At 68.1% G+C, this 20804-nt stretch carries 16 protein-coding genes; 10 read left to right on the top strand and 6 right to left on the bottom strand.

Features of this window, described 5'->3' with window-relative positions; genetic code table 11:
- Window positions 1-125: 125 nt before the first annotated feature.
- Both glgB and AC1VNX_RS32115 read right to left on the bottom strand, forming a co-directional pair.
- The gene (gene glgB, locus AC1VNX_RS32120; protein WP_483161563.1) at window positions 126-2297 is read right to left on the bottom strand and encodes a 1,4-alpha-glucan branching protein GlgB; all 2172 of its coding nucleotides are present in this window, start codon (window positions 2295-2297) and stop codon (window positions 126-128) included.
- A gap of 11 nt (window positions 2298-2308) precedes the next feature.
- Window positions 2309-3991 (bottom strand): alpha-amylase family glycosyl hydrolase, encoded by a 1683-nt coding sequence (locus AC1VNX_RS32115; protein ID WP_483161562.1) that lies wholly within the window; start codon window positions 3989-3991, stop codon window positions 2309-2311.
- A 141-nt stretch (window positions 3992-4132) separates the two neighbouring features.
- On the opposite strand from AC1VNX_RS32115, the gene AC1VNX_RS32110 reads away from it, so the two are divergent.
- From AC1VNX_RS32110 to AC1VNX_RS32100, 3 genes are read left to right on the top strand one after another with little or no spacing between them, the layout of a single operon-like run.
- On the top strand, window positions 4133-5608 hold the full coding sequence (locus tag AC1VNX_RS32110) for a SidA/IucD/PvdA family monooxygenase (RefSeq protein ID WP_483161561.1): 1476 nt from the start codon (window positions 4133-4135) through the stop codon (window positions 5606-5608).
- Between the two features lie 11 nt (window positions 5609-5619).
- Window positions 5620-6129 (top strand): CMD domain-containing protein, encoded by a 510-nt coding sequence (locus AC1VNX_RS32105; RefSeq protein WP_483161560.1) that lies wholly within the window; start codon window positions 5620-5622, stop codon window positions 6127-6129.
- A complete protein-coding gene (locus AC1VNX_RS32100; RefSeq protein WP_483161559.1) occupies window positions 6126-6731 on the top strand; it encodes a peroxidase-related enzyme in 606 nt (201 codons plus the stop codon). Before AC1VNX_RS32105 ends, AC1VNX_RS32100 begins: the two co-directional genes overlap by 4 nt.
- Here AC1VNX_RS32100 and AC1VNX_RS32095 read toward each other — a convergent pair.
- Window positions 6726-7805: an NAD/NADP octopine/nopaline dehydrogenase family protein gene (locus AC1VNX_RS32095; RefSeq protein ID WP_483161558.1), complete on the bottom strand. Its 1080-nt coding sequence runs from the start codon at window positions 7803-7805 to the stop codon at window positions 6726-6728. The two genes, AC1VNX_RS32100 and AC1VNX_RS32095, sit on opposite strands and share 6 nt — an antisense overlap.
- A gap of 117 nt (window positions 7806-7922) precedes the next feature.
- Complete coding sequence (locus AC1VNX_RS32090; RefSeq protein ID WP_483161557.1) at window positions 7923-8900, bottom strand: Bug family tripartite tricarboxylate transporter substrate binding protein; 978 nt, start codon at window positions 8898-8900, stop codon at window positions 7923-7925.
- 161 nt (window positions 8901-9061) lie between these two features.
- Here AC1VNX_RS32090 and leuS point away from each other — a divergent pair, with 161 nt between their 5' ends.
- From leuS to AC1VNX_RS32060, 6 genes are all read left to right on the top strand, one after another.
- Window positions 9062-11692, top strand: a complete 2631-nt coding sequence (gene leuS / locus AC1VNX_RS32085) for a leucine--tRNA ligase (RefSeq protein ID WP_483161556.1) — start codon at window positions 9062-9064, stop codon at window positions 11690-11692.
- A gap of 11 nt (window positions 11693-11703) precedes the next feature.
- Window positions 11704-12225, top strand: coding sequence for an LPS-assembly lipoprotein LptE (locus AC1VNX_RS32080; protein WP_483161555.1), 522 nt, complete (start codon window positions 11704-11706; stop codon window positions 12223-12225).
- 19 nt (window positions 12226-12244) lie between these two features.
- Entirely contained in the window at window positions 12245-13318 is a 1074-nt protein-coding gene (holA, locus tag AC1VNX_RS32075; RefSeq protein WP_483161554.1) for a DNA polymerase III subunit delta, read from the top strand.
- Window positions 13319-13398: 80 nt separating this feature from the next.
- A complete protein-coding gene (locus tag AC1VNX_RS32070) occupies window positions 13399-14700 on the top strand; it encodes a glutamate-5-semialdehyde dehydrogenase (protein ID WP_483161553.1) in 1302 nt (433 codons plus the stop codon).
- Window positions 14701-14810: 110 nt separating this feature from the next.
- Complete coding sequence (gshA, locus tag AC1VNX_RS32065) at window positions 14811-16136, top strand: glutamate--cysteine ligase (RefSeq protein ID WP_483161552.1); 1326 nt, start codon at window positions 14811-14813, stop codon at window positions 16134-16136.
- Window positions 16137-16316: 180 nt separating this feature from the next.
- On the top strand, window positions 16317-18185 hold the full coding sequence (locus tag AC1VNX_RS32060; RefSeq protein ID WP_483161551.1) for a potassium transporter Kup: 1869 nt from the start codon (window positions 16317-16319) through the stop codon (window positions 18183-18185).
- 13 nt (window positions 18186-18198) lie between these two features.
- On the opposite strand, the gene AC1VNX_RS32055 is transcribed toward AC1VNX_RS32060, so the two are convergent.
- Window positions 18199-19122, bottom strand: coding sequence for a polysaccharide deacetylase family protein (locus AC1VNX_RS32055; protein WP_483161550.1), 924 nt, complete (start codon window positions 19120-19122; stop codon window positions 18199-18201).
- Between the two features lie 10 nt (window positions 19123-19132).
- Entirely contained in the window at window positions 19133-19561 is a 429-nt protein-coding gene (locus AC1VNX_RS32050; protein ID WP_483161549.1) for a nuclear transport factor 2 family protein, read from the bottom strand.
- A gap of 274 nt (window positions 19562-19835) precedes the next feature.
- Between AC1VNX_RS32050 and gshB the strand changes: the two genes are divergently transcribed.
- Window positions 19836-20795, top strand: a complete 960-nt coding sequence (gene gshB, locus AC1VNX_RS32045) for a glutathione synthase (RefSeq protein ID WP_483161548.1) — start codon at window positions 19836-19838, stop codon at window positions 20793-20795.
- Window positions 20796-20804: the final 9 nt, after the last annotated feature.

The following is a 20804-nucleotide window of genomic DNA, read 5'->3' as shown; positions in this document are numbered from 1 at the left end:
GCGAAGCGGAGGGACGCAGACAGTAGGGTCGCCTTTCTTTTGCCTACTTTTCTTTGGCGAAGCAAAGAAAAGTAGGTCGGCCGCCGGGCCGAGACCCGGCCCCGGACAGCAACCCAACCCAAAGATCAAACCAGCACCCACATCAAGGTCCCCAGAGGAGGCACATCGATAGAAATCGAATCCGCCTTCCCATGCCAAGGCACAGGCGAACTCTCGACCACCCCGTTCCCCACACCACTCCCCCCGTACACAACCCCATCCGTATTGATGATCTCCCGGTAAGCCCCAGCACAAGGCACCCCCAACCGATACCCAACCCGAGGCACAGGCGTGAAGTTGCAAACCACCACAACAAACTCCCGCCCCCGCCCCCGCCGCACAAAAGCAAACACCGACTGATCCAAGTCGTCATGCACAACCCACTCGAACCCCTGCGCCTCATGGTCGAGCTCATGCAGCGCAGGAAAGTGGCGGTACACGTTGTTCAGATCCCGCACCAGCCTGCGCACCCCCTGATGCGACGCATGCTCCAGCAGATGCCAATCCAGGCTGCGATCCGCATTCCACTCCGCGTACTGCGCAAACTCCCCACCCATGAAGAGCAGCTTCTTCCCCGGATAAGCCCAGAGGTACCCGTACAGGTTGCGCAAGCCCGCGAACTTCTGCCATTCGTCACCGGGCATGCGTCCGATCATCGAGCCCTTGCCATGCACCACTTCGTCATGCGACAGCGGCAGCACGAAGTTCTCGCTGTGCGCGTACATCAGGCCAAAAGTGATCTGACGATGGTGGTGCTTGCGGTAGACCGGATCGGTGCCGGCATACGCCAGCGTGTCGTTCATCCAGCCCATGTTCCACTTGTAGTGAAAGCCCAGTCCGCCGTCCTCGGGCGGCCGGGTCACGCCGGGAAAGCTGGTCGACTCCTCGGCGATGGTCACCGCGCCGGGCCGCTCGACGCCGACCACGCGGTTCATGCGGCGAAGGAATTCGATGGCTTCCAGGTTCTCGCGTCCGCCGAGCGAATTGGGAATCCACTCACCCGACTTCCGGCTGTAGTCGCGGTAGAGCATGGAGGCCACGGCGTCCACGCGCAGGCCGTCCACGCCGTAGCGCTCCAGCCAGTACAGCGCGTTGCCCACGAGGTAGTTGCGGACCTCCGTGCGCGCGTAGTTGAAGATCAGCGTCTGCCAGTCGTTGTGGAAGCCTTCGCGCGGGTCGGCGTATTCGTACAGCGCGGTGCCGTCGAACCGGCCGAGGCCGTGGGAATCGGTAGGGAAGTGCGCGGGCACCCAGTCGAGGATCACGCCCAGCCCCGCCGCGTGCGCGGCCTCGACGAAATGGCGGAAGTCGCCCGGCGTGCCGAAGCGAGAGGTGGGCGCGTAAAGGCCGATGGGCTGGTAGCCCCACGAGCCGTCGAAGGGGTGCTCGCTGACGGGCAGCAGCTCGATGTGGGTGAAGCCCATGTCGCGCGCGTACGGCACGAGTGTGTCGGCCAGCTCGCGGTAGTCCAGCCACTCGTGGCCGTTCTTGCGGCGCCACGAGCCGAGGTGCACTTCGTAGATGCTGATGGGGGCATCGCGGCCGTTGGCGGCGGCGCGGCCTTCGGGCATCTTCACCGGGGCAGGCAGGGGCTGCACCACGCAGGCGGTGTCGGGGCGCAGCTGCGCGGAAAACGCGAAGGGGTCGGCCTTGCGCAGCACCTCGCCTTGCGCCGACAAGATCTCGAACTCGTAGCTGTCGCCTACCGAGACGTGCGGCGCGAAGATTTCCCACACGCCGCACTCGCGGCGCAGCCGCATCATGTGGCGCCGGCCGTCCCAGTTGTTGAAGCTGCCGACCACCGACACGCGCCTTGCATTCGGCGCCCAGACCGCGAAGGCCACGCCCTTCACGCCATCGATCTCGCGCAGGTGCGCGCCCAGCCGCTCCCATGGCCGCAGATGCGTGCCCTCGGCCAGCAGCCACACGTCGGTTTCGCCGAGCACGAACGGAAAGCGGTAGGGGTCTTCCAGCCGCGAGGTGTGGGTGTCCCAGTCGACCTGGAAGGAGTAGCCCATGCGCGCCTCGGCGGCCGGAACGAGTCCGCTGAACAGGTCGGACTCGGGGTGGCGCGTGAGTATCGACAGCGGCCAGCCAGTGCGCGAATGCACCACGGCCACGTGCTGGGCGCCGGGCAGCAGGGCGCGTACGACCAGGCCCTCGGGCGTCTCGTGCGGGCCGAGCACGGCGAACGGGTCACCGTGCTCGGCGCGCATCAGCGCGTGGATTTCGGACTCTGGAAGGGGCTTCACGGGCATGTTGGATGGGCTCAGCTGGGTTCTTCGCCGGCGGGCGCGCCGAAGAAGACGCCATACGGCGCCAGCTGGAGCATGCGCTTTCCGTCCAAGGTGTGGATGACGGAGGTCTCCGTCAGCGGCTGTCCGACAACAGGAGCAATGCCGTGGGGCAGTGGGCTCGATGCCGGCTCGCTGCCGAAGTTGAAGATCGCCTGCAGCGAAGAGGCGCCTTCGCCGTGCCGCTCGAAATGCAGCAACTGCGGGTCCGGCGTGTCGATGAAGCGGATGCCGCCGGTGCGCAGCAGCGGCTGGGTGCGCCGCCAGCTCAGCAGGGCGCGGCTGAAGGCCAGCATCGACTCGGCGTCGGCGGCCTGCCGTTCGACGGCCAGCGGCAGGTGCGGGCCGTACATCGGCAGCCAGGGCATGCCGGTGGTGAAGCCGCCATTGGGGGCCTCGCCGGTCCACGGCATCGGCGTGCGGCAGCCATCGCGGCCCTTGAACTCGGGCCAGAAGGCGCGGCCGTACGGGTCCTGCAGCAGCTCGAATGGCACCTCGGCCTCTGGCAGGCCCAGTTCCTCGCCCTGGTAGATGCTGGCGCTGCCGCGCAGCGAGAGCAGCAGCGCGAGCCAGAGCCGGTCGCGCCGGGTGTCGGGCGCGCCGCCGCCGCTCCAGCGGGTGGCGACGCGGGGCACGTCATGGTTCGACACCGCCCAGCAGCCCCAGCCGCCCGTGGGCGCGAGCGCGGCGTCGAGCGCCTCGACCTGGTGGCGCAGGTGCGTGGGGCTGTGGTCGGCCGTCAGCAGGCTGAAGCTGTAGGCCAGGTGCAGGCGCTTGCCGAGCTCGGTGTACTGGGCCATGACCGGCGGCGCGTTCTCGTCGCCGACCTCGCCCAGCGCCACCGCGCCGTAGCCGTCGAGCAGCCGGCGCAGGCTTTCGAGGAATGCGAGGTTCTCGTGCTGGCTCTTGTCGTACAGGTGCTGCTGCATCGCGTACGGGTTGTCGGCGCGCACGGTGCTGACCTCGCCGATGGAGGCCAGCGAGGCTGGCGGGTTGTCGCGCAGCAGCGCGTCGTGGAACTGGTGGTTGCAGGCGTCGAATCGGAAGCCGTCGACGCCGCGCTCGCACCAGAAGCGCACCTCGCCCAACAGTGCTTCCTGCACCTCGGTGCAATGGAAGTTCAGGTCGGGCTGCTCGGCCAGGAAGCTGTGCAGGTAGTACTGGCGCCGGCGCGAGTCCCACTGCCAGGCCGGGCCGCCGAACACCGACAGCCAGTTGTTCGGCGGCGTGCCGTCGGGCTTCGGGTCGGCCCACACGTACCAGTCGGCCTTGGCGTTGTCGCGCGAAGACCGGCTTTCGGCGAACCAGGCGTGCCGGTCGGAGGTGTGCGAAAGCACCTGGTCGATGATGAGCTTCAGGCCCAGCTCGTGCATCCGCGCCAGCATGGCATCGAAGTCGGCCAGCGTGCCGAAGAGCGGATCGACCGCGCGGTAGTCGGACACGTCGTAGCCGAAGTCCTTCATCGGCGAGCGGAAGAAAGGGGAGACCCAGATGGCGTCGACGCCGAGGCTGGCCACGTGCTCCAGCCGGGACGTGATGCCCGGCAGGTCGCCGATGCCGTCGCCGTCGCTGTCCATGAAGCTGCGCGGGTAGATCTGGTAGATCACCGCGCCGCGCCACCATTCGCTGTCGCTGCCGTCGGTTTTGCTGCTGGCCATGCCGGTCCCTGTGGTCTGAAATCATTGTGGCATGCGAAATCCGGGCCAGTGATACGGGCTTGCGGGGCGGTGCTGAGCAGTGGTTGACGGCGCGAAGGACCGTGAAGCTTTCTACACTGGGCGCCGTTCCCGGTTTTCAACATGACGACTCCAGCAGATACCGTTCCCCCTTCTTCCTCCCTGGCCGCGCTCGAGGCCCGGCTCGCCCAGGACCTCTCCTACCTCGGCTGGCCCGCCCGCAACTGGATGCCGCCGCGGCAGGCCGCCGATGGCGAAGCCATGATCGACGTGGCCATCATCGGCGGCGGACAGGCCGGGCTGGCCGCCTCGGTGGCGCTGGCGCAGCTGGGCATCCGCGCCGTGGTGTTCGACCGCTCGCCCGCCGGCAGCGAGGGCCCCTGGGCCACCACGGCCCGCATGGAGACGCTGCGCTCGCCCAAGGAACTCACCGGCCCCGCGCTGGGCCTGCCCGCGCTGACCTTCCGAGCATGGTTCGAGGCCCAGTTCGGGCTGGAGGCCTGGGCGGCGATGGACAAGATTCCGCGCCTGCAGTGGATGGACTACCTCGTCTGGTACCGCCGCGTGATGGGCGTGGACGTGCGCAACGGCATGGCGGTGACGGCCATCCACCCCCTGCCCGACGCCACCGGCGTGCGCCTCGACCTGCGCTCGCCCGAAGGCGAACGCAGCAGCGTGCTGGCGCGCCGCCTGGTGCTGGCCACCGGGCGCGACGGCCTCGGCGGCCCGGCCGTGCCGGCCTTCGTGAACGCCCTGCCGCGTTCGAAGTGGGCGCATTCCTCCGACGAGATGGATTACGGCAGGCTCAAGGGCCTGCGCGTGGGCGTGATCGGCGCGGGTTCCTCGGCCATGGACAGCGCCGCCACCGCGCTGGAAGCCGGCGCGCACAGCGTCGAACTGCTGATCCGCCGCACCGACCTGCCGCGCGTCAACAAGGGCAAGGGCGCGGGCGTGCCGGGGCTCACGCAGGGGCACTACGACCTGCCGGACGAGCTCAAGTGGCGTATCCGCCACTACATCAACGTGCTGAACGTGCCGCCGCCGCATGGCAGCACGCTGCGGGTGTCGGGGCACGCCAATGCGTTCTTCAACTTCGGCTGCCCGGTGCTGTCGGTCGAGCCGAAGGGCGGCGCGATGGTGGTGTCGACGCCCAAGGGCGATTTCGAATTCGACTTCCTGATCGTCTCGACCGGCTTCAAGGTCGACTGGCCCGCCCGCCCCGAGTTCGCCGCCATTGCACCCCACGTGCGCACCTGGAAGGACCGCTTCACGCCGGCCCCCGGCGACGAAGACCAGGAACTGGCCGACTCGCCCGACCTCGGCCCGGCCTTCGAGTTCAAGGAGCGCGCGCCCGGCGAGTGCCCGGGGCTCGCACGCATCCATTGCTTCTGCTACCCGGCGGCGCTCTCGCACGGCACGGTGTCGGGCGACATTCCGGCCATCAGTGACGGCGCCAAGCGGCTGGCCAGCGGCATCGCCAGCCTGTTCTACCGCGAGGATTTCGACCTGCACTGGGCCTACCTCCAGGAGTTCGCCGAGCCGGAGCTTTTCGGCGACGAATGGACCCCTGCGCTGCCGCCCCAAGAGAGAAATCGATAAGAAACCGAACCATGACAAGCACACCCGTTTCCGATGTGATCGACGCCGTCGTCCCCCTGACGCCGGACCAACCCAACTGGGCGCTGCGCCGCCAGCGCGAAAAGGTGCTCGCCGCGACGCAGGGCAGCTACGACGCGATGTTTTCCCCTTCCGTCGAGGGCATCTCGGTGACCGAGCGGCTGCTGGTGGCGCTGCATGCCTGCCGCGTGTCGAAGGCCGACAGCCTGGCCGTGCACTACCGTGACCGGCTCGCGGCCGAAGGAGCCGACGGCGCCGTGGTCGCGGCGGTGGATGCCGGCAAGCCCGTCGCCGACGCCCGCCTGCAGGCCATGCTGGCCTTCACCGGCAAGCTGATCGAGCGCCCCATCGAGGGCGACAAGGCTGCCGTTCAGTCGCTGGCCGCGAGCGGCCTGTCGACGCCCGCCATCGTGGCGATGAGCCAGCTGATCGCCTTCCTCTCGTACCAGATCCGCGTCGCCGCGGGCCTGAAGGCGCTGGCCGCGCTGGAGGCCGCAGCATGAGCGCCCCGATCCGCATCAAGGGCTTCACCAACGAAGTGCTCAAGTGGAAGCCGTGGCTGGACACGGTGGACGTCGACACCGCCACGCCCGAGCAGCTGGCGGCGCTGGACGAGATGAGCCCGCAGGCGCGCACCTCGCCCTACTTCCTGGTGCTGGCGCACCAGCCCGAGATACTGCTGCAGCGCTCCATCGCCTTCAACGCGATCATGTTCGCGCCGGGCGGCATGCCGCGCGCCGAGCGCGAGCTGGGTGCCACGGTGGAATCGCGCGTCAACGGCTGCGTGTATTGCGCCTCGGTGCACGCGCAGCGCTTCGAGCAGCTGGCCAAGCGCAACGACGTGATCTCGCAGGTGTTCGAGGAGCCCGCGGGCGCCGGCACCACGGAACGCGAGAAGGCGATCGTCGATTTCTCGATCCGCCTGGGCGCCGAGCCCGACAAGGTCACGGCCGACGATGTTCGCAAGCTCAAGGACGTGGGGCTGGGCGAGCTGGAAATCCTCGACCTGATCCACTCGGTCGCCATCTTCGCCTGGGCCAACCGGCTGATGCTCAACCTCGGGGAACCGGTGTTCCCCGAAGCCGACACCTCCGACGCTTCATAGGCGGGAGAGCAGGCCTGCGACGGTTTCGCCGGCCAGGCCCAGTGGCCCGACCAGGTCGTTCTCGCGGCGGTAGTCGATGCCGTTGACCAGCGATGCCGCGTCCACGATGGTGCGGGTCGCGGGTGTCGGCACGCCCGCGATGGCGCCCAGCGCCTCGACGAAGGCCAGGCCGTAGGGCATGTCTTCGCTCACATAGCGCGTGTCCGTCTGCGTGGGGCCTGGCGGGCCGCCGCGCTTGGCGTGCAGTTCGGCGGCGATGTCGGCGAGCTTTTCGGAAGTTGTGCCGAAGGAGCGCGCGAAGTGCGCCTCGATGGGGCCGACCTCGATGCCGAAGGCGGCCGCCACGGCGCGGCGCTCGGCATCGAGCGCCTCGATCGCGCGCGACACGCCGGGTGTCATGCAGTGGTACTGCGGCCAGTTCTCGGCGCGCTCGATGCGCGTCCAGTTGAAGACCGCGAGCGGCCCGTGCGACTGCGGGTTGACGTTGGCCAGGGCGCTGGCGAGCGCGCTGCCCTGGGCGGAGAAGCCTTCGCCGAAGAGATCGGCGCACAGCGCGAGGGCCTCGTCGATCCGGCCGGCGGGCAGGGCGGAGACGCCGACCGCCTTGCGCCGCGTCATCACGCGGACCTGCGTGCCGGACTCGCGGCGCGCGGTCAGCACCGTGGTGCCGAAGCTGGCGACGGTGAGCTGCTGCAAGCCCGCGCGCACCGCGGCCTCGTGCAGGTAGAGCGAGGACAGCGAGGCCATCGAGCTGACGATCACCGTCTGGCCGTCGCGCAGGAAGGGCAGCAGTGCGTCCATCACGCGCCTGTGGCCGTTGACGGGAAGGGCGATCAGAAGCACGTCGGAGGCCGCGCAGAGCCCGGCCGCGTCGTCGGCGACTTCGACGCCCACCGAGAACGACTCGATGCCGCCGGCTTCCAGCGGCTGGCTGCGCAAGGCATCCGCCCCCCGGCCGCCGGGCGACCAGACGGTGACGCCGTGGCCGGCCCGCCGCAGCCAGGCCGCGCTCGCGAGCGCGATCGCTCCGGCGCCCGCGATGCCGACGCGGTAGCGCCTCGCCGCGACCGTCAAAGCCGTACCCCTTTTCGGGAACACCGTGGAACCGGCTTCGCCGGGCCACCGGTGTTGCCCCCGGCGAAGGGGGTGGCGAAGCGACACGAAGTGCGCGAAGCCTGGGGGAGAGCCAGACTATTCAACCTTGATTCCGCCCTGCTTGATGACCTTGGCCCAGCGCTGGCTGTCTTCCGTGACCACCTTGCCCAGTGCCGCCGGGCCGCCGCAGGTGTTGACCGCGCCCAGCTGGGCAAAGCGCTGCTTCGTCTCCGGCAGATTGCACACCTCGACCAGCGCGGTCGAGAGCTTCTCGACGCTCGCCGCCGGCATGCGCGCCGGCGCCATCACGCCGACCCAGACCGGCACTTCCATGCCCGGCAGGCCGGTGGCCTCGCCGATGGTCGGGGCCGAGCCCATGCTGGGCAGGGCCGCGCGCGAGAAGGTGCCCAGCACGCGGGCCTTGCCGCTGGCGACCATGGGCTCGATCGATGCCACGCTGGTCACGATGGTCGCCACCTGCCCGCCGAGCAGGTCGGTGAGGGCCGGCGCGGCGCCCCGGTAGGGCACGTGCAGCAGGTTCACGCCGCCGGCCTGCGCCAGCAGCGCACCGGTCAGGTGCGAGACGGTGCCGTTGCCGGTGGAGGCGTAGGTGACCTGGCCGGGCCTGGCCTTGGCGTCGCGCAGCACGTCGGCCACCGTCCTGTAGGGGCTTTCGGCGCGTACCGAAAGCGTCATGGGGGTGTCGGCCACCAGGGCCACCGGTACCAGCTCGTGGACCGGGTCGTAGGGGAGCTTGGCCTGCAGGTGGGGGGCGATGGTGATCGCGCCGCCGGTGGCCAGGAGCACGGTGGCCCCGTCGGTTGCCTTGGCCACCGCGTCGGCGGCCACGATGCCGCCGGCGCCGGCCTTGTTGTCGATGATGACCGGCTGGCCGAGCTTGTCGGTGAGCTTGGCGCCCAGGTAGCGGGCGATGACGTCCTGTGCGCCGCCGGTGGCGAAGGGCACGACGATGCGCAGGGGCTTGTCGTTCTGCTGGGCCCGCAGCAGCGGCGTGGCGGCGAGGCCGGCGGCGGCCGCGAGGGCCAGGGCAAGGTGTTTCAGGCGCGGTTTCATGGTGTTCCAGGCGGTGCGAAGAGCCTGCCGGGCGGCAGTCGTTACCCGCGCAACACGCAGGTTACGTGCCCCGAGTCTAGAGTCTGCGGACCCGGGCTTCGCCCGGGCGCGATAATCCCGCGTTCCCGGCCGCTTCCGAGCCGGGCTCTTGCCGAACCGCCATGAATCCCAGCTACAAACCCAGCGACGTCGAGTCCGCTGCCCAGGCGCAATGGAGCGCCGCCGATGCCTACCGCGTCACCGAGGACGCGAGCCGCAAGAAGTACTACGCCTGCTCGATGCTGCCGTACCCCAGCGGCAAGCTGCACATGGGCCACGTGCGCAACTACACGATCAACGACATGCTCACGCGCTACCTGCGCATGAGCGGCTACAACGTGCTGATGCCCATGGGCTGGGACGCCTTCGGCCTGCCGGCCGAGAACGCGGCGCTGAAGAACGGCGTGCCGCCGGCCAAGTGGACCTACGAGAACATCGCCTACATGAAGGGCCAGCTCCAGGCCATGGGCCTGGCCATCGACTGGAGCCGCGAGATCGCCACCTGCGACCCGAGCTACTACAAATGGAACCAGTGGCTGTTCCTGAAGATGCTCGAAAAGGGCATCGCCTACCGCAAGACCCAGGTCGTGAACTGGGACCCGGTCGACCAGACCGTGCTGGCCAACGAGCAGGTGATCGACGGCAAGGGCTGGCGCACCGGCGCCACGGTCGAGCGCCGCGAGATTCCGGGCTATTACCTGAAGATCAGCGACTACGCCGAGGAACTGCTCGAGCACACCCAGCACAAGCTGCCGGGCTGGCCCGAGCGCGTCAAGCTGATGCAGGAAAACTGGATCGGCAAGAGCGAGGGCGTTCGCTTCGCCTTCACGCACGACATCAAGGGAGCCGACGGCAAGCTGATCCAGGACGGCCGCACGTACGTGTTCACCACGCGTGCCGACACCATCATGGGCGTGACCTTCTGCGCCGTGGCGCCCGAGCACCCGCTGGCCGCGCACGCCGCCACGCTCGACCCCAAGGTCGCTGCCTTCATCGAGGAATGCAAGAGCGGCGGCACCACCGAGGCCGAGCTCGCCACGCAAGAGAAGAAGGGCGTGCCCACCGGCCTCACGGTGAGGCATCCGATCACCGAGGAGCAGGTACCCGTGTGGGTTGGCAACTACGTGCTGATCGGCTACGGCGACGGTGCCGTGATGGGCGTGCCCGCGCATGACGAGCGTGACTTCGCCTTCGCCAACAAGTACGGCATCGAGATCATCCAGGTGGTGCTGGTCGACGACGAGCCGCACTTCGACTATCACAAGTGGCAGGACTGGTACGCCGACAAGCAGCGCGGCGTGACCATCAACTCCGACAACTTCAGCGGCATGACCTACAAGGAGGCCGTGGCCGCCGTGGCGCACGCGCTGGGCCAGAAGGGCCTGGGCGAGATGCAGACCACCTGGCGCCTGCGCGACTGGGGCGTGAGCCGCCAGCGCTACTGGGGCACGCCGATCCCGATCATCCATTGCGATGAGCACGGCGCGGTGCCGGTCCCCGAGAAGGACCTGCCGGTGGTGCTGCCCACCGACTGCGTGCCCGACGGCTCGGGCAACCCGCTGCACAAGCACGAAGGCTTCCATGCCGGCGTGGTCTGCCCCGTGTGCGGCAAGCCCGCGCGGCGCGAGACCGACACGATGGACACCTTCGTCGACTCGTCGTGGTACTTCATGCGCTACTGCGACCCGAAGAACGACCAGGCGATGGTGGCCGAGGGCGCCGACTACTGGATGCCGATGGACCAGTACATCGGCGGCATCGAGCACGCCATTCTTCACCTGCTGTACGCACGCTTCTGGACTAAGGTGATGCGCGATCTCGGCCTGCTGAAGGCCGACGAGCCCTTCAGCAAGCTGCTGACGCAGGGGATGGTGCTCAACCACATCTTCTACTCGCGCAACGAGAAGGGCGGCAAGGACTACTTCCCGCCTTCCGAAGTCACGCCCGTGCTCGACGCGCAGGGCCGCATCGTCGGCGGCACCATGGCCGACGGCACGAAGGTCGAGTACGGCGGCGTCGGCAAGATGGGCAAGAGCGAGCGCAACGGCGTCGACCCGCAGGACCTGATCGAGAAGTACGGTGCCGACACCGCCCGCCTGTACACCATGTTCACCGCGCCGCCCGAGGCCACGCTCGAGTGGAACGACGCGGCCGTCGAGGGCAGCTACCGCTTCCTGCGTCGCGTGTGGAACTTCGGCGTGTCGCAGGCCGACGTGGCGCCCGTAGCACTCGCCGGCCAGACCTTCGGCAAGAACGCCCAGGCGCTGCGCCGCGAGGTGCATACCGTGCTGCGCCAGGTCGACTACGACTACCAGCGCATGCAATACAACACGGTGGTGTCGGGCGCGATGAAGCTGCTCAACGCGCTGGAAGGCTTCAAGCCCGACGGCAGCGCGGGCGACGCCGCCGCGGTGCGCGAGGGCTTCGGCATCCTGCTGCGCTGCCTGTACCCGGCCACGCCGCACATCGCCCAGCAGCTGTGGAGCGAACTCGGCTACGACAAGGACATGGGCGGCCTGCTCGATGCGCCCTGGCCCACGGTCGATGTGGGGGCGCTGGTGCAGGACGAGATCGAGCTCATGCTGCAGGTCAACGGCAAGCTGCGCGGCAAGCTCAGCGTGCCGGCCGGCGCCTCGAAGGACGAGATAGAGAAGCTCGCGCTCGCCTGCGACGACTTCGTCGCCTTCGCCGAAGGAGCGCCGCCCAAGCGCGTGATCGTGGTTCCCGGCCGTCTGGTCAACGTGGTCCTTTGAACGACTCAAGCATGAACACTCGCAATGTCTCGCTGCCGCGCCGCGGCTTTCTTCTAGGGCTGACGGCGGCGGGCGCTTCGCTCGGCCTGGCCGGCTGCGGCTTCGAGCTGCGCAAGGCGCCGGTCTTCGCGTTCAAGTCGCTGTCGGTGTCGGGCAACTCGGCCATGATCAACCAGATCCGGCGCGAGTTGAGGGCCACGGGCACCGTGACCGTGCTGCCGCCCGAGGATGCGTCCAAGGCGGACGTCATCCTGGAGGTCCTGGGCGAGGACCGCAACCGCATCGTGATCTCGACCAACTCGGCCGGCCTCGTGCGCGAGCTCCAGCTTCAGTTGAAGGTGCGCTTCCGGCTGCGCACACCGGCCGGCAAGGACTTGCTGACGGCCGGCGACGTCTCGCAGACGCGCGACCTGAGCTTCAATGAGACCAACGCGCTGGCCAAGGAAGGCGAAGCCGACCTGCTGTTCCGCGACATGCAGTCGGACATCGCGCAGCAGCTGATGCGCCGGCTGGCGGCGGTCAAGGAAATCTGAGGCCGGTTCCTTCGCTTCCATGCAACTTGCCAGCGCCCAGCTAGCGGCCCATCTGCAGAAGGGCCTGAAGCCGCTCTACACGATCCACGGCGACGAGCCGCTGCTCGCGCAGGAGGCGGCCGACGCCATCCGCACCGCCGCGCGCGCGCAGGGCTACACCGAGCGCAGCTCGTACACCGTGGCCGGCGCGCATTTCGACTGGAGCGCGGTGCTCGCGGCCGGCGGCTCGCTCTCGCTGTTCGCCGACAAGCAGATCGTCGAGATCCGCATTCCATCGGGCAAGCCCGGCAAGGACGGCAGCGCAGCCCTGCAGCAGCTGGCCGAGTCCGCCCCGGGCAACGACAGCACGCTCACGCTGGTGATGCTGCCGCGGCTGGACAAGGCCACGCGCACCGGTGCCTGGTTCTCGGCGCTGGAGAACAACGGCGCGAGCATCCAGGTCGACCCGATCGAGCGCAACGCGCTGCCGCAGTGGATCGCGCAGCGCCTGGGCCAGCAGGGCCAGCGCGTGATGCCCGGCGACGAAGGCCAGCGCACGCTGCAGTTCTTCGCCGACCGCGTGGAAGGCAACCTGCTTGCCGCGCACCAGGAGATCCAGAAGCTCGCGCTGCTGCATCCGGCAGGCGAGCTGAGCTGGGAGCAGGTGGAAGGCGCGGTCAACAACGTGGCGCGCTACGACGTGTTCAAGCTCTCCGAGGCGGTGCTGGCCGGCAATCCGCAGCGCGTGGCGCGCATGCTCGACGGGCTGCAGGCCGAGGGCGAGGCCGAAGTACTGGTGCACTACGCGATCGCCGAGGACATCCGCGCCCTCAAGCGCGTGAAGGACGCCATGGCCGCCGGCCGCCCGCTGCCGATGGCGCTGCGCGAGAACCGCATCTGGGGCCCGCGCGAGCGCGCCTTCGAGCGCGTGCTGCCGCGCCTGGACGACCGCATGCTGACCCGCCTGCTGCGCGCCGCGCACGTGGTGGACGGAATCGTCAAGGGCTTGAAGCAGCCCGATTGGCCCGCCAGCGGCTGGCAGGCGCTGCAGCGGCTGGCGCTGATGCTGTGCCGCGCCTGCGGCAGCGCGGGCGGCGCCCCTCGGCGCGCCTGACCCGACCGGACTGCTGGCGGCTCCAGCCGCCAAAAGGCCTGTGTCAGCCGGGCCACGGATCGGCATGGGAAAATAGCCCGATGAACGCGTTCAACGTAAGCGAACACATGCAGACCCTGGGTCTGCAAGCCAAGACCGCCGCATTCCTCATGGCCCGTGCCGATGCGGCCAGCAAGAACAAGGCCCTGAAAGCACTGGCGCGCCGCCTGCGCGAAGCCGGCCCGGCGCTCGCCGTGGCCAACCAGAAGGACCTGGAGCGCGCCACCGCCGCCGGCCTGCCGGCACCGATGGTCGACCGCCTGAAGCTCACGCCCAAGGTCATCGAGACCGTCGCCCAGGGTTGCGAGCAGCTCGCCGGCATGGCCGACGTGATCGGCGAGATCATCGGCATGAAGCAGCAGCCCAGCGGCATCCGCGTGGGGCAGATGCGCGTGCCGATCGGCGTGTTCGGCATGATCTACGAGAGCCGGCCCAACGTGACCATCGAAGCCGCGAGCCTGGCGATCAAGAGCGGCAACGCCGCCATCCTGCGCGGCGGCTCGGAAGCCATCGAGTCGAACAAGGCGCTGGCGGTGCTGGTGTGCGAGGCGCTCGGCGAGGCCGGCCTGCCGGTCGAGGCGGTGCAGCTGGTGCAGACCACCGACCGCGAGGCCGTCGGCCAGCTGATCGCTATGCCCGAATTCGTCGACGTGATCATTCCGCGCGGCGGCAAGGGCCTGATCGAGCGCATCAGCCGCGATGCCAAGGTGCCGGTCATCAAGCACCTGGACGGCAATTGCCATGTCTACGTGGACGACACGGCCGAGTTCGAGATGGCCCTGCGCATCGTCGACAACGCCAAGACCCAGAAATACAGCCCGTGCAATGCCGCCGAAGGCCTGCTGGTGTCGGCCTCGGTAGCCGAAGACTTCCTGCCCGAGATCGCCGCCATCTTTGCGGCCAAGGGCGTGGAAATGCGCTGCGACCCAGCGGCAGCGGCCATCCTGCGCGAGAGCGAGGCGCTGGGCGCGGCCAGTCCGGCGGCGAAGATCGTCGATGCGGTCGAGTCCGACTGGTCCGAGGAATACCTCGCCGCGGTCATCAGCATCAAGGTGGTGGCCGGCGTGGATGAGGCCATCGCGCACATCAACCGCTACTCGAGCCACCACACTGACGCCATCGTCACGCGCGACCACGTGCATGCGCAGCGCTTCCTGCGCGAGGTCGATTCGGCCAGCGTGATGGTCAATGCGAGCACACGTTTCGCGGATGGCTTCGAATTCGGGCTGGGTGCCGAAATCGGCATCAGCACCGACAAGTTCCATGCGCGCGGCCCGGTGGGCATCGAAGGACTGACCTCGCTCAAGTACGTGGTGCTGGGGCAGGGCGAAGTCCGGACCTGATCCGATCGGTCGGTCCGATGCGTCCGCGCGCGGTCTTGTCATCGGGGCGACCAGCCCCAAATCCTACAATTCCACTCCACCTTTAAGCACAAAACCAACAAGGCCGCTGCATGGTTCCGCATCTAGTCACTGCCCTGACCGGCCCGATCAACGAACTGGAGCAGCGGGTGCTCGACTCGATGCCCGCCATCGAGCGCTGGTTCCGGCTCGAGTGGATGGAGCACACGCCGCCCTTCTACAGCGCCGTCGACATCCGCAACGCCGGCTTCAAGCTTGCCCCGGTCGACACCAACCTCTTTCCAGGCGGCTGGAACAATCTCACCAAGGAGATGCTGCCGCTGGCAGTGCAGGCCGCGCAGGCGGCCATCGAGAAGATCTGTCCGGAGGCGCGCAACCTGCTCGTCATTCCGGAAAATCATTCCAAAAACACCTTTTACCTCGCCAACGTCGCGCAACTCGTGCGCATCTTCCACATGGCGGGGCTCAACGTGCGCATCGGGTCGATCGATCCGGCCATCAAGTCGCCCAAGAAGATCGAACTGCCCAACGGCGAGACCGTGACGCTGGAGCCGGTGGTGCGCAGCAAGCGGCGCCTGGGGCTCAAGAACTTCGATCCGTGCACAATTCTCCTTAACAACGAGCTTTCTGCGGGAACTCCCGGCATCCTCGAGGATTTGCACGAGCAGTACCTGCTGCCTCCGCTGCATGCGGGGTGGTCGGTGCGGCGCAAGAGCAACCATCTGCACAGCTATGAGGAGCTGTCCAAGCGCTTCGGCAAGCTGCTGGGCATCGATCCATGGCTCATCAACCCGATCTATGCGCGCGCCGAGGGCGTCGACGTGGCCGAGGGCCGCGGCATCGACGTGCTCACCAGCCACGTGGACGCAGTGCTGACCAAGGTGCGCCGCAAGTACAAGGAATACGGCATCAACGAGAAGCCCTTCGTGGTCGTCAAGGGCGGCCACAGCGGAAGCGGCAGCCCGGGCGTGGTGACGGTGCGCGACGCCAAGGACGTGGAGGCGCTGATCGGCAAGCCGCGTGGCGGCGCCAGCGTTCCTGCGGCATCCGCGCGGAGCGCCGCCGGCCGCGACCTGCGCGAGCCCACGGAGCTGATCGTCCAGGAAGGCGTGCTCACCAACGAGCGCGTGCACAACGGCGTGGCCGAACCCGTGGTCTACATGATGGATCGCTACGTGGTCGGCGGCTTCTACCGGGTGCACGCCGAGCGCGCCGCCGACGAGAACCTGAAGCTGCCGGGCGCGAGCTTCGTGCCCCTGGCCTTCTCTGAAAGTGCGCACTTGCCACAGCCGGGCGCAAAGCCTGGCGCCAGTGCGCCCAACCGCTTCTACATGTATGGCGTGGTCGGCCGGCTGGCCATGGTGGCCGCCAGCTACGAGATGGAAGCAACCGATCCGGACGCCGAAATCTACGAGTGATTGGCCGGGGGCTGCCTGCCTCGGCTTGCACCGGTCGCAAGCGGCGGCAAAATAGCGGCCCCACAGCAACGGAAACAAAAGGGCGGGAGGGTGACACGGGTGTACTAAAGTTCGCCCCTGTCGCGCCCGGCGTGTCTGACGCGTCGATACCAGCAGCCTGTCCTTTTTCCCATCGACTTCGTGTCAGCCCCCAAAAATCTCTCAGCCGGCCTGATCGTCGGCGCCATCGGCGTCGTCTATGGCGACATCGGCACCAGCGTGCTGTACGCCGTCAAGGAAGTGTTCGGCCACGGCCACGTGCCATTCACCGTCGAGAACGTCTACGGCATCCTGTCGATGTTCTTCTGGACGCTCACCGTCATCGTCTCCATCAAGTACGTCGTGCTCGTGCTGCGGGCGGACAACGAAGGCGAGGGCGGCCTGGTCGCCATGCTGGCGCTGGCGTCGCGCGCCGTGCACGACAAGCCCAGGCTGCGCCACCTGCTGCTGGTGGTCGGCATCTTCGGCACTTCGCTTTTCTACGGCGACGGGGTCATCACCCCCGCCATCTCGGTGCTCTCGGCGGTCGAGGGCCTGGAGGTGGTCTCGCCGCACTTCACGCACTACGTCATTCCGCTCACGCTGGTCGTGCTGTTCTGCCTCTTCGTGGTGCAGAAGCGCGGCACCGCGGGCATCGGCAAGTTCTTCGGGCCGATCACGCTGACCTGGTTCGCGGCGATCGCAGTGCTCGGCGTGTCCCAGATCCTGCATCACCCCGAGATCCTGAAGGCGCTGAACCCGTTCTACGCGCTGAAGTTCATGTGGGACAACCCGGGCACCAGCTTCATCCTGCTGGGCGCGACCGTGCTGTGCGTGACCGGCGCCGAGGCGCTGTACGCCGACCTCGGCCACTTCGGCAAGAGCCCGATCCGCATCGCGTGGTTCTCGGTGGTGATGCCGGCGCTCACGCTCAACTACTTCGGACAGGGCGCGCTGCTGCTGGAGAACCCCGAGGCGGTGAAGAACCCCTTCTTCATGATGGCGCCCGAGTGGGCGCTCATTCCGCTGGTGCTGCTGGCCACGGCGGCCACCGTGATCGCGTCGCAGGCCCTCATCACCGGCGCCTTCAGCGTCACGCGACAGGTGATCCAGCTGGGCTACCTGCCGCGCCTGAACATCGAGCACACCAGCGTGCGCACGGCGGGCCAGATCTACATTCCGCTGGTCAACTGGGGCCTGTTCGTGGCCATCGTGCTGGCGGTGGTCATGTTCCGCTCGTCCAGCAGCCTTGCCGCGGCCTACGGCATCGCCGTGACCACCGACATGCTGATCACCACGGTGCTGACCTTCTTCGTGATCCGATATGCATGGAAGCTTCCGCTGGCGCTGTGCATCGCATCGACGGCGGTCTTCTTCGTGGTCGACTTCCTGTTCTTCGCGTCGAACCTGCTCAAGCTCTTCGAGGGCGGCTGGTTCCCGCTGCTGATCGGCGGCTTCGTCTTCACGCTGATGATCACCTGGAAGGAAGGCCGCCGCCTGATGGGCGAGGCGCAGCACGCCGATGCCATCGACCTGAAGTCTTTCCTCGATTCCGTGTTCGTGAGCCCGCCCGCGCGTGTCGACGGCACGGCGGTGTTCCTCACGGCCGAGCCGGGCGTGGTGCCGAACGCGTTGCTGCACAACCTGAAGCACAACAAGGTGCTGCACGAGCAGAACATGTTCGTCACCGTGCGCAACCACGAGGTGCCGTGGATTCCGATGGACAAGCGCATCGAGATCGAGGCGCTGGGCCACCACTGCTGGCAGATCATCGTGCACTACGGCTTCAAGAACGACATCGACTTGCCGCGCGCGCTCGAGAACGCACGCATGCGCGGCTGCCAGCTCGAGCAGATGACGACCAGCTACTTCCTGTCGCGCGACGTCGTCATTCCCACACTCGGCAGCGGCATGGCGCCGTGGCGCGAGAAGCTGTTCGCGCAGATGCACCACAACGCGAGCGGGGCGGCAGCCTTCCTGGGGCTGCCGAACAACGCGGTGGTGGAGCTGGGGTCGAAGATCGAGATCTGAGCCCGGGCGCGGCTCAGTCGAATTCCCCCGGCCGCTCCTTCTCGAGCCCGGCCACGTGCGAGGCGATCGCACCGGGCGTGGAGAACCAGATCTCGCCCCGGTCGCGCGCCTGCGCCAGCCGTGCGAGCGCCGTGCGCAGGTGCCGCAGCCGATAGGGCTGCCCCACGATGTACGGATGCAGCGCCAGCCCCATCACCAGCGGCTGCGCGCGCGACTGGTCGAGCATTTCCTCGAAGTTGTCGATCACCATGGCGCTGAAATCCTTCGCGTCCATCAGTCGGCCGACGATCATCGGGATGTCGTTGAGCTCCTGCGGGTACGGCACCGACCACAGCGAGCCGCCGCCGCGCGTGCGCATGCGCAGTGGCTGGTCGTCGTGGCACCAGTTGAGGGTGTAGGTGTAGCCGGTCTCGGCCAGCAGGTCGGGTGTAAGTGCGCTTTCGGAGATCCACGGCGACAGCCAGCCCGCGGGCGCCTGCCCGCTTTTGCGCAGCATGCGCTCACGGCAGCGCTGCAGCAGTGCGCGCTCGTGCGCCTCGTCGAGCACGCCCTGGCGTTCGGCATTGCTGTGGCCGTGGCCGATCAACTCGTCGCCGCGCGCCACCAGCGCCTGGACCAGCTCGGGGCAGTGGTCGTACAGCGCTGTGTTGACGAGCGCCCCGGTGGGCAGCGCGAGCGCGTCGAACAGTTCCAGGCAACGCCACGCGCCGACGCGGTTGCCGTACTCGCGCCAGCCGTGGTTGAGCACGTCGGGTTGCGGCGAGGCCGGGCCGATGCACGCGCCCAGCCCGTCGCCGAAGGCGAAATGCTCGACGTTGAAGCCGATGTACACCGCCAGCCGCGCGCCGTTCGGCCACGCGTAGTCGGGGCGCCGCGTGATGGGCCGGTAGTCGAAGCGGTCGTGCGTGGGGAGCCGGTCGGGCCAGCGCGTGCTCATGCCGGCGGCCTCACAGCACGGCGAGGCCGGCGCGCACCAGCAGCCATTCGGCGCTGTCGTTCCAGACGTCCATCTGCACGATCAGGCCGTGCCGCACCACATAGCGGTCGACATAGCGGTTGCCCTCGAAGGCCGTGCCGTCCGGCCACGCGCCGTAGAGCGTGCCCAGGCTGTAGACCACCGTTTCCTCGGGCGTGCCGCCGGCCACCGTTTCGGTGCGCTCGATCTTCTTCTTGACCCACGCATAGCGCTTTGCGTTGAAGGCGGAGGTGTCGCCGGGCGCCTGCATCGGGCGGTTGCCGGTGAAGCGGATGCGGATGTCGGGCGCGGTGAACCGCGAGGCCGACTGCGGGTCCGGAATCATCACCAGGCGCAGGAATTCGTCGACCACGGCGGCGGGATCGGGCGCAGGGCCGTCCTGCGAAATGGATGTGTCCACGAGGTTCTCCGGGAGTTGTCGGAGATGGAGACACGCAATTCTTGTGCCGGATGGTTGACTTTATTTAGCCAGAATTGTTGACCATTCTGTGCCTGCGGGCTCCCGGCACAATCCCCCGACGCGCGTTGCGCGGCCAGGCCGGCTGCAGCGGGCCGAAGAGAAAAAAGCCCCCGCCGGCAAGGACATCGCCGCTTCCGGCAACATCGCGCCCCGTACCAACGCAATGCCAACGCCAATGGCCGCCGCGCCCCGGCAACGCAAGAAAGAACGCCTGATGAAAAACATCCTCTTCGTCGCCGATCCGCTCGACCACTTCAAGATCTACAAGGACACGACCTTTTCGATGATGCGCGAGGCGCAGCGCCGCGGTTACCGCATCGCGGCCTGCCTGCCGCAGGACATCCAGTGGAAGTCGGGCGGCGTGGTCACGGCCACGGTTCAGCAGATCACGCTGACCGGCGACGCGAAGGACTGGTACAGCGTCGACATCACCGAAGCCAAGGCGCTGAAGGATTTCGACGCCGTGCTGATGCGCAAGGACCCGCCCTTCGACGCCGAATACATCTACGCCACGCACCTGCTGGAGCAGGCCGAGCGCGAGGGGGCCCAGGTGATCAACAAGCCGCGCGCGCTGCGCGACCACCCCGAGAAGCTCGCGATCATGGAGTTTCCGCAGTTCGTCACGCCCACGCTGGTGACGCGCAGCGCGCAGGCAGTGCGCGACTTCCACGCCGAGCACGGCGACATCATCCTGAAGCCGCTCGACGGCATGGGCGGCATGGGCATCTTCCGGGTGAAGCAGGACGCGCTGAACCTCGGCTCCATCGTCGAGACGCTCAACAAGGACGGCGCCGAGACCATCATGGTGCAGCGCTTCGTGCCCGAGATCGTTCAAGGCGACAAGCGTATCCTCATCATCGCCGGCGAGCCCGCGCCCTTCGTGCTGGCGCGCATTCCCCAAGGCACCGAGGTGCGCGGCAACCTGGCGGCCGGCGGCAAGGGCGTGGCCCAGCCGCTCACGCCGCGCAACCGCGAGATCGCCGAGACCGTGGGCCGCGCGCTGGCGCCGCGCGGGCTGCTGCTGATCGGGCTCGACGTGATCGGCGATTCGGTCACCGAGATCAACGTGACCAGCCCGACCTGCTTCCAGGAAATCACCGAACAGACCGGCTTCGACGTGCCGGCGATGTTCATCGACGCGCTCGAAGCGACCCTGCGCGCGCAGGGCCGCTGACCGCCGGCC

Source organism: Variovorax sp. TLI9-5A (assembly GCF_056867935.1).
The sequence above is the reverse complement of the archived record's forward strand: the minus strand, read 5'-3'. Positions and strand labels throughout refer to the sequence as shown.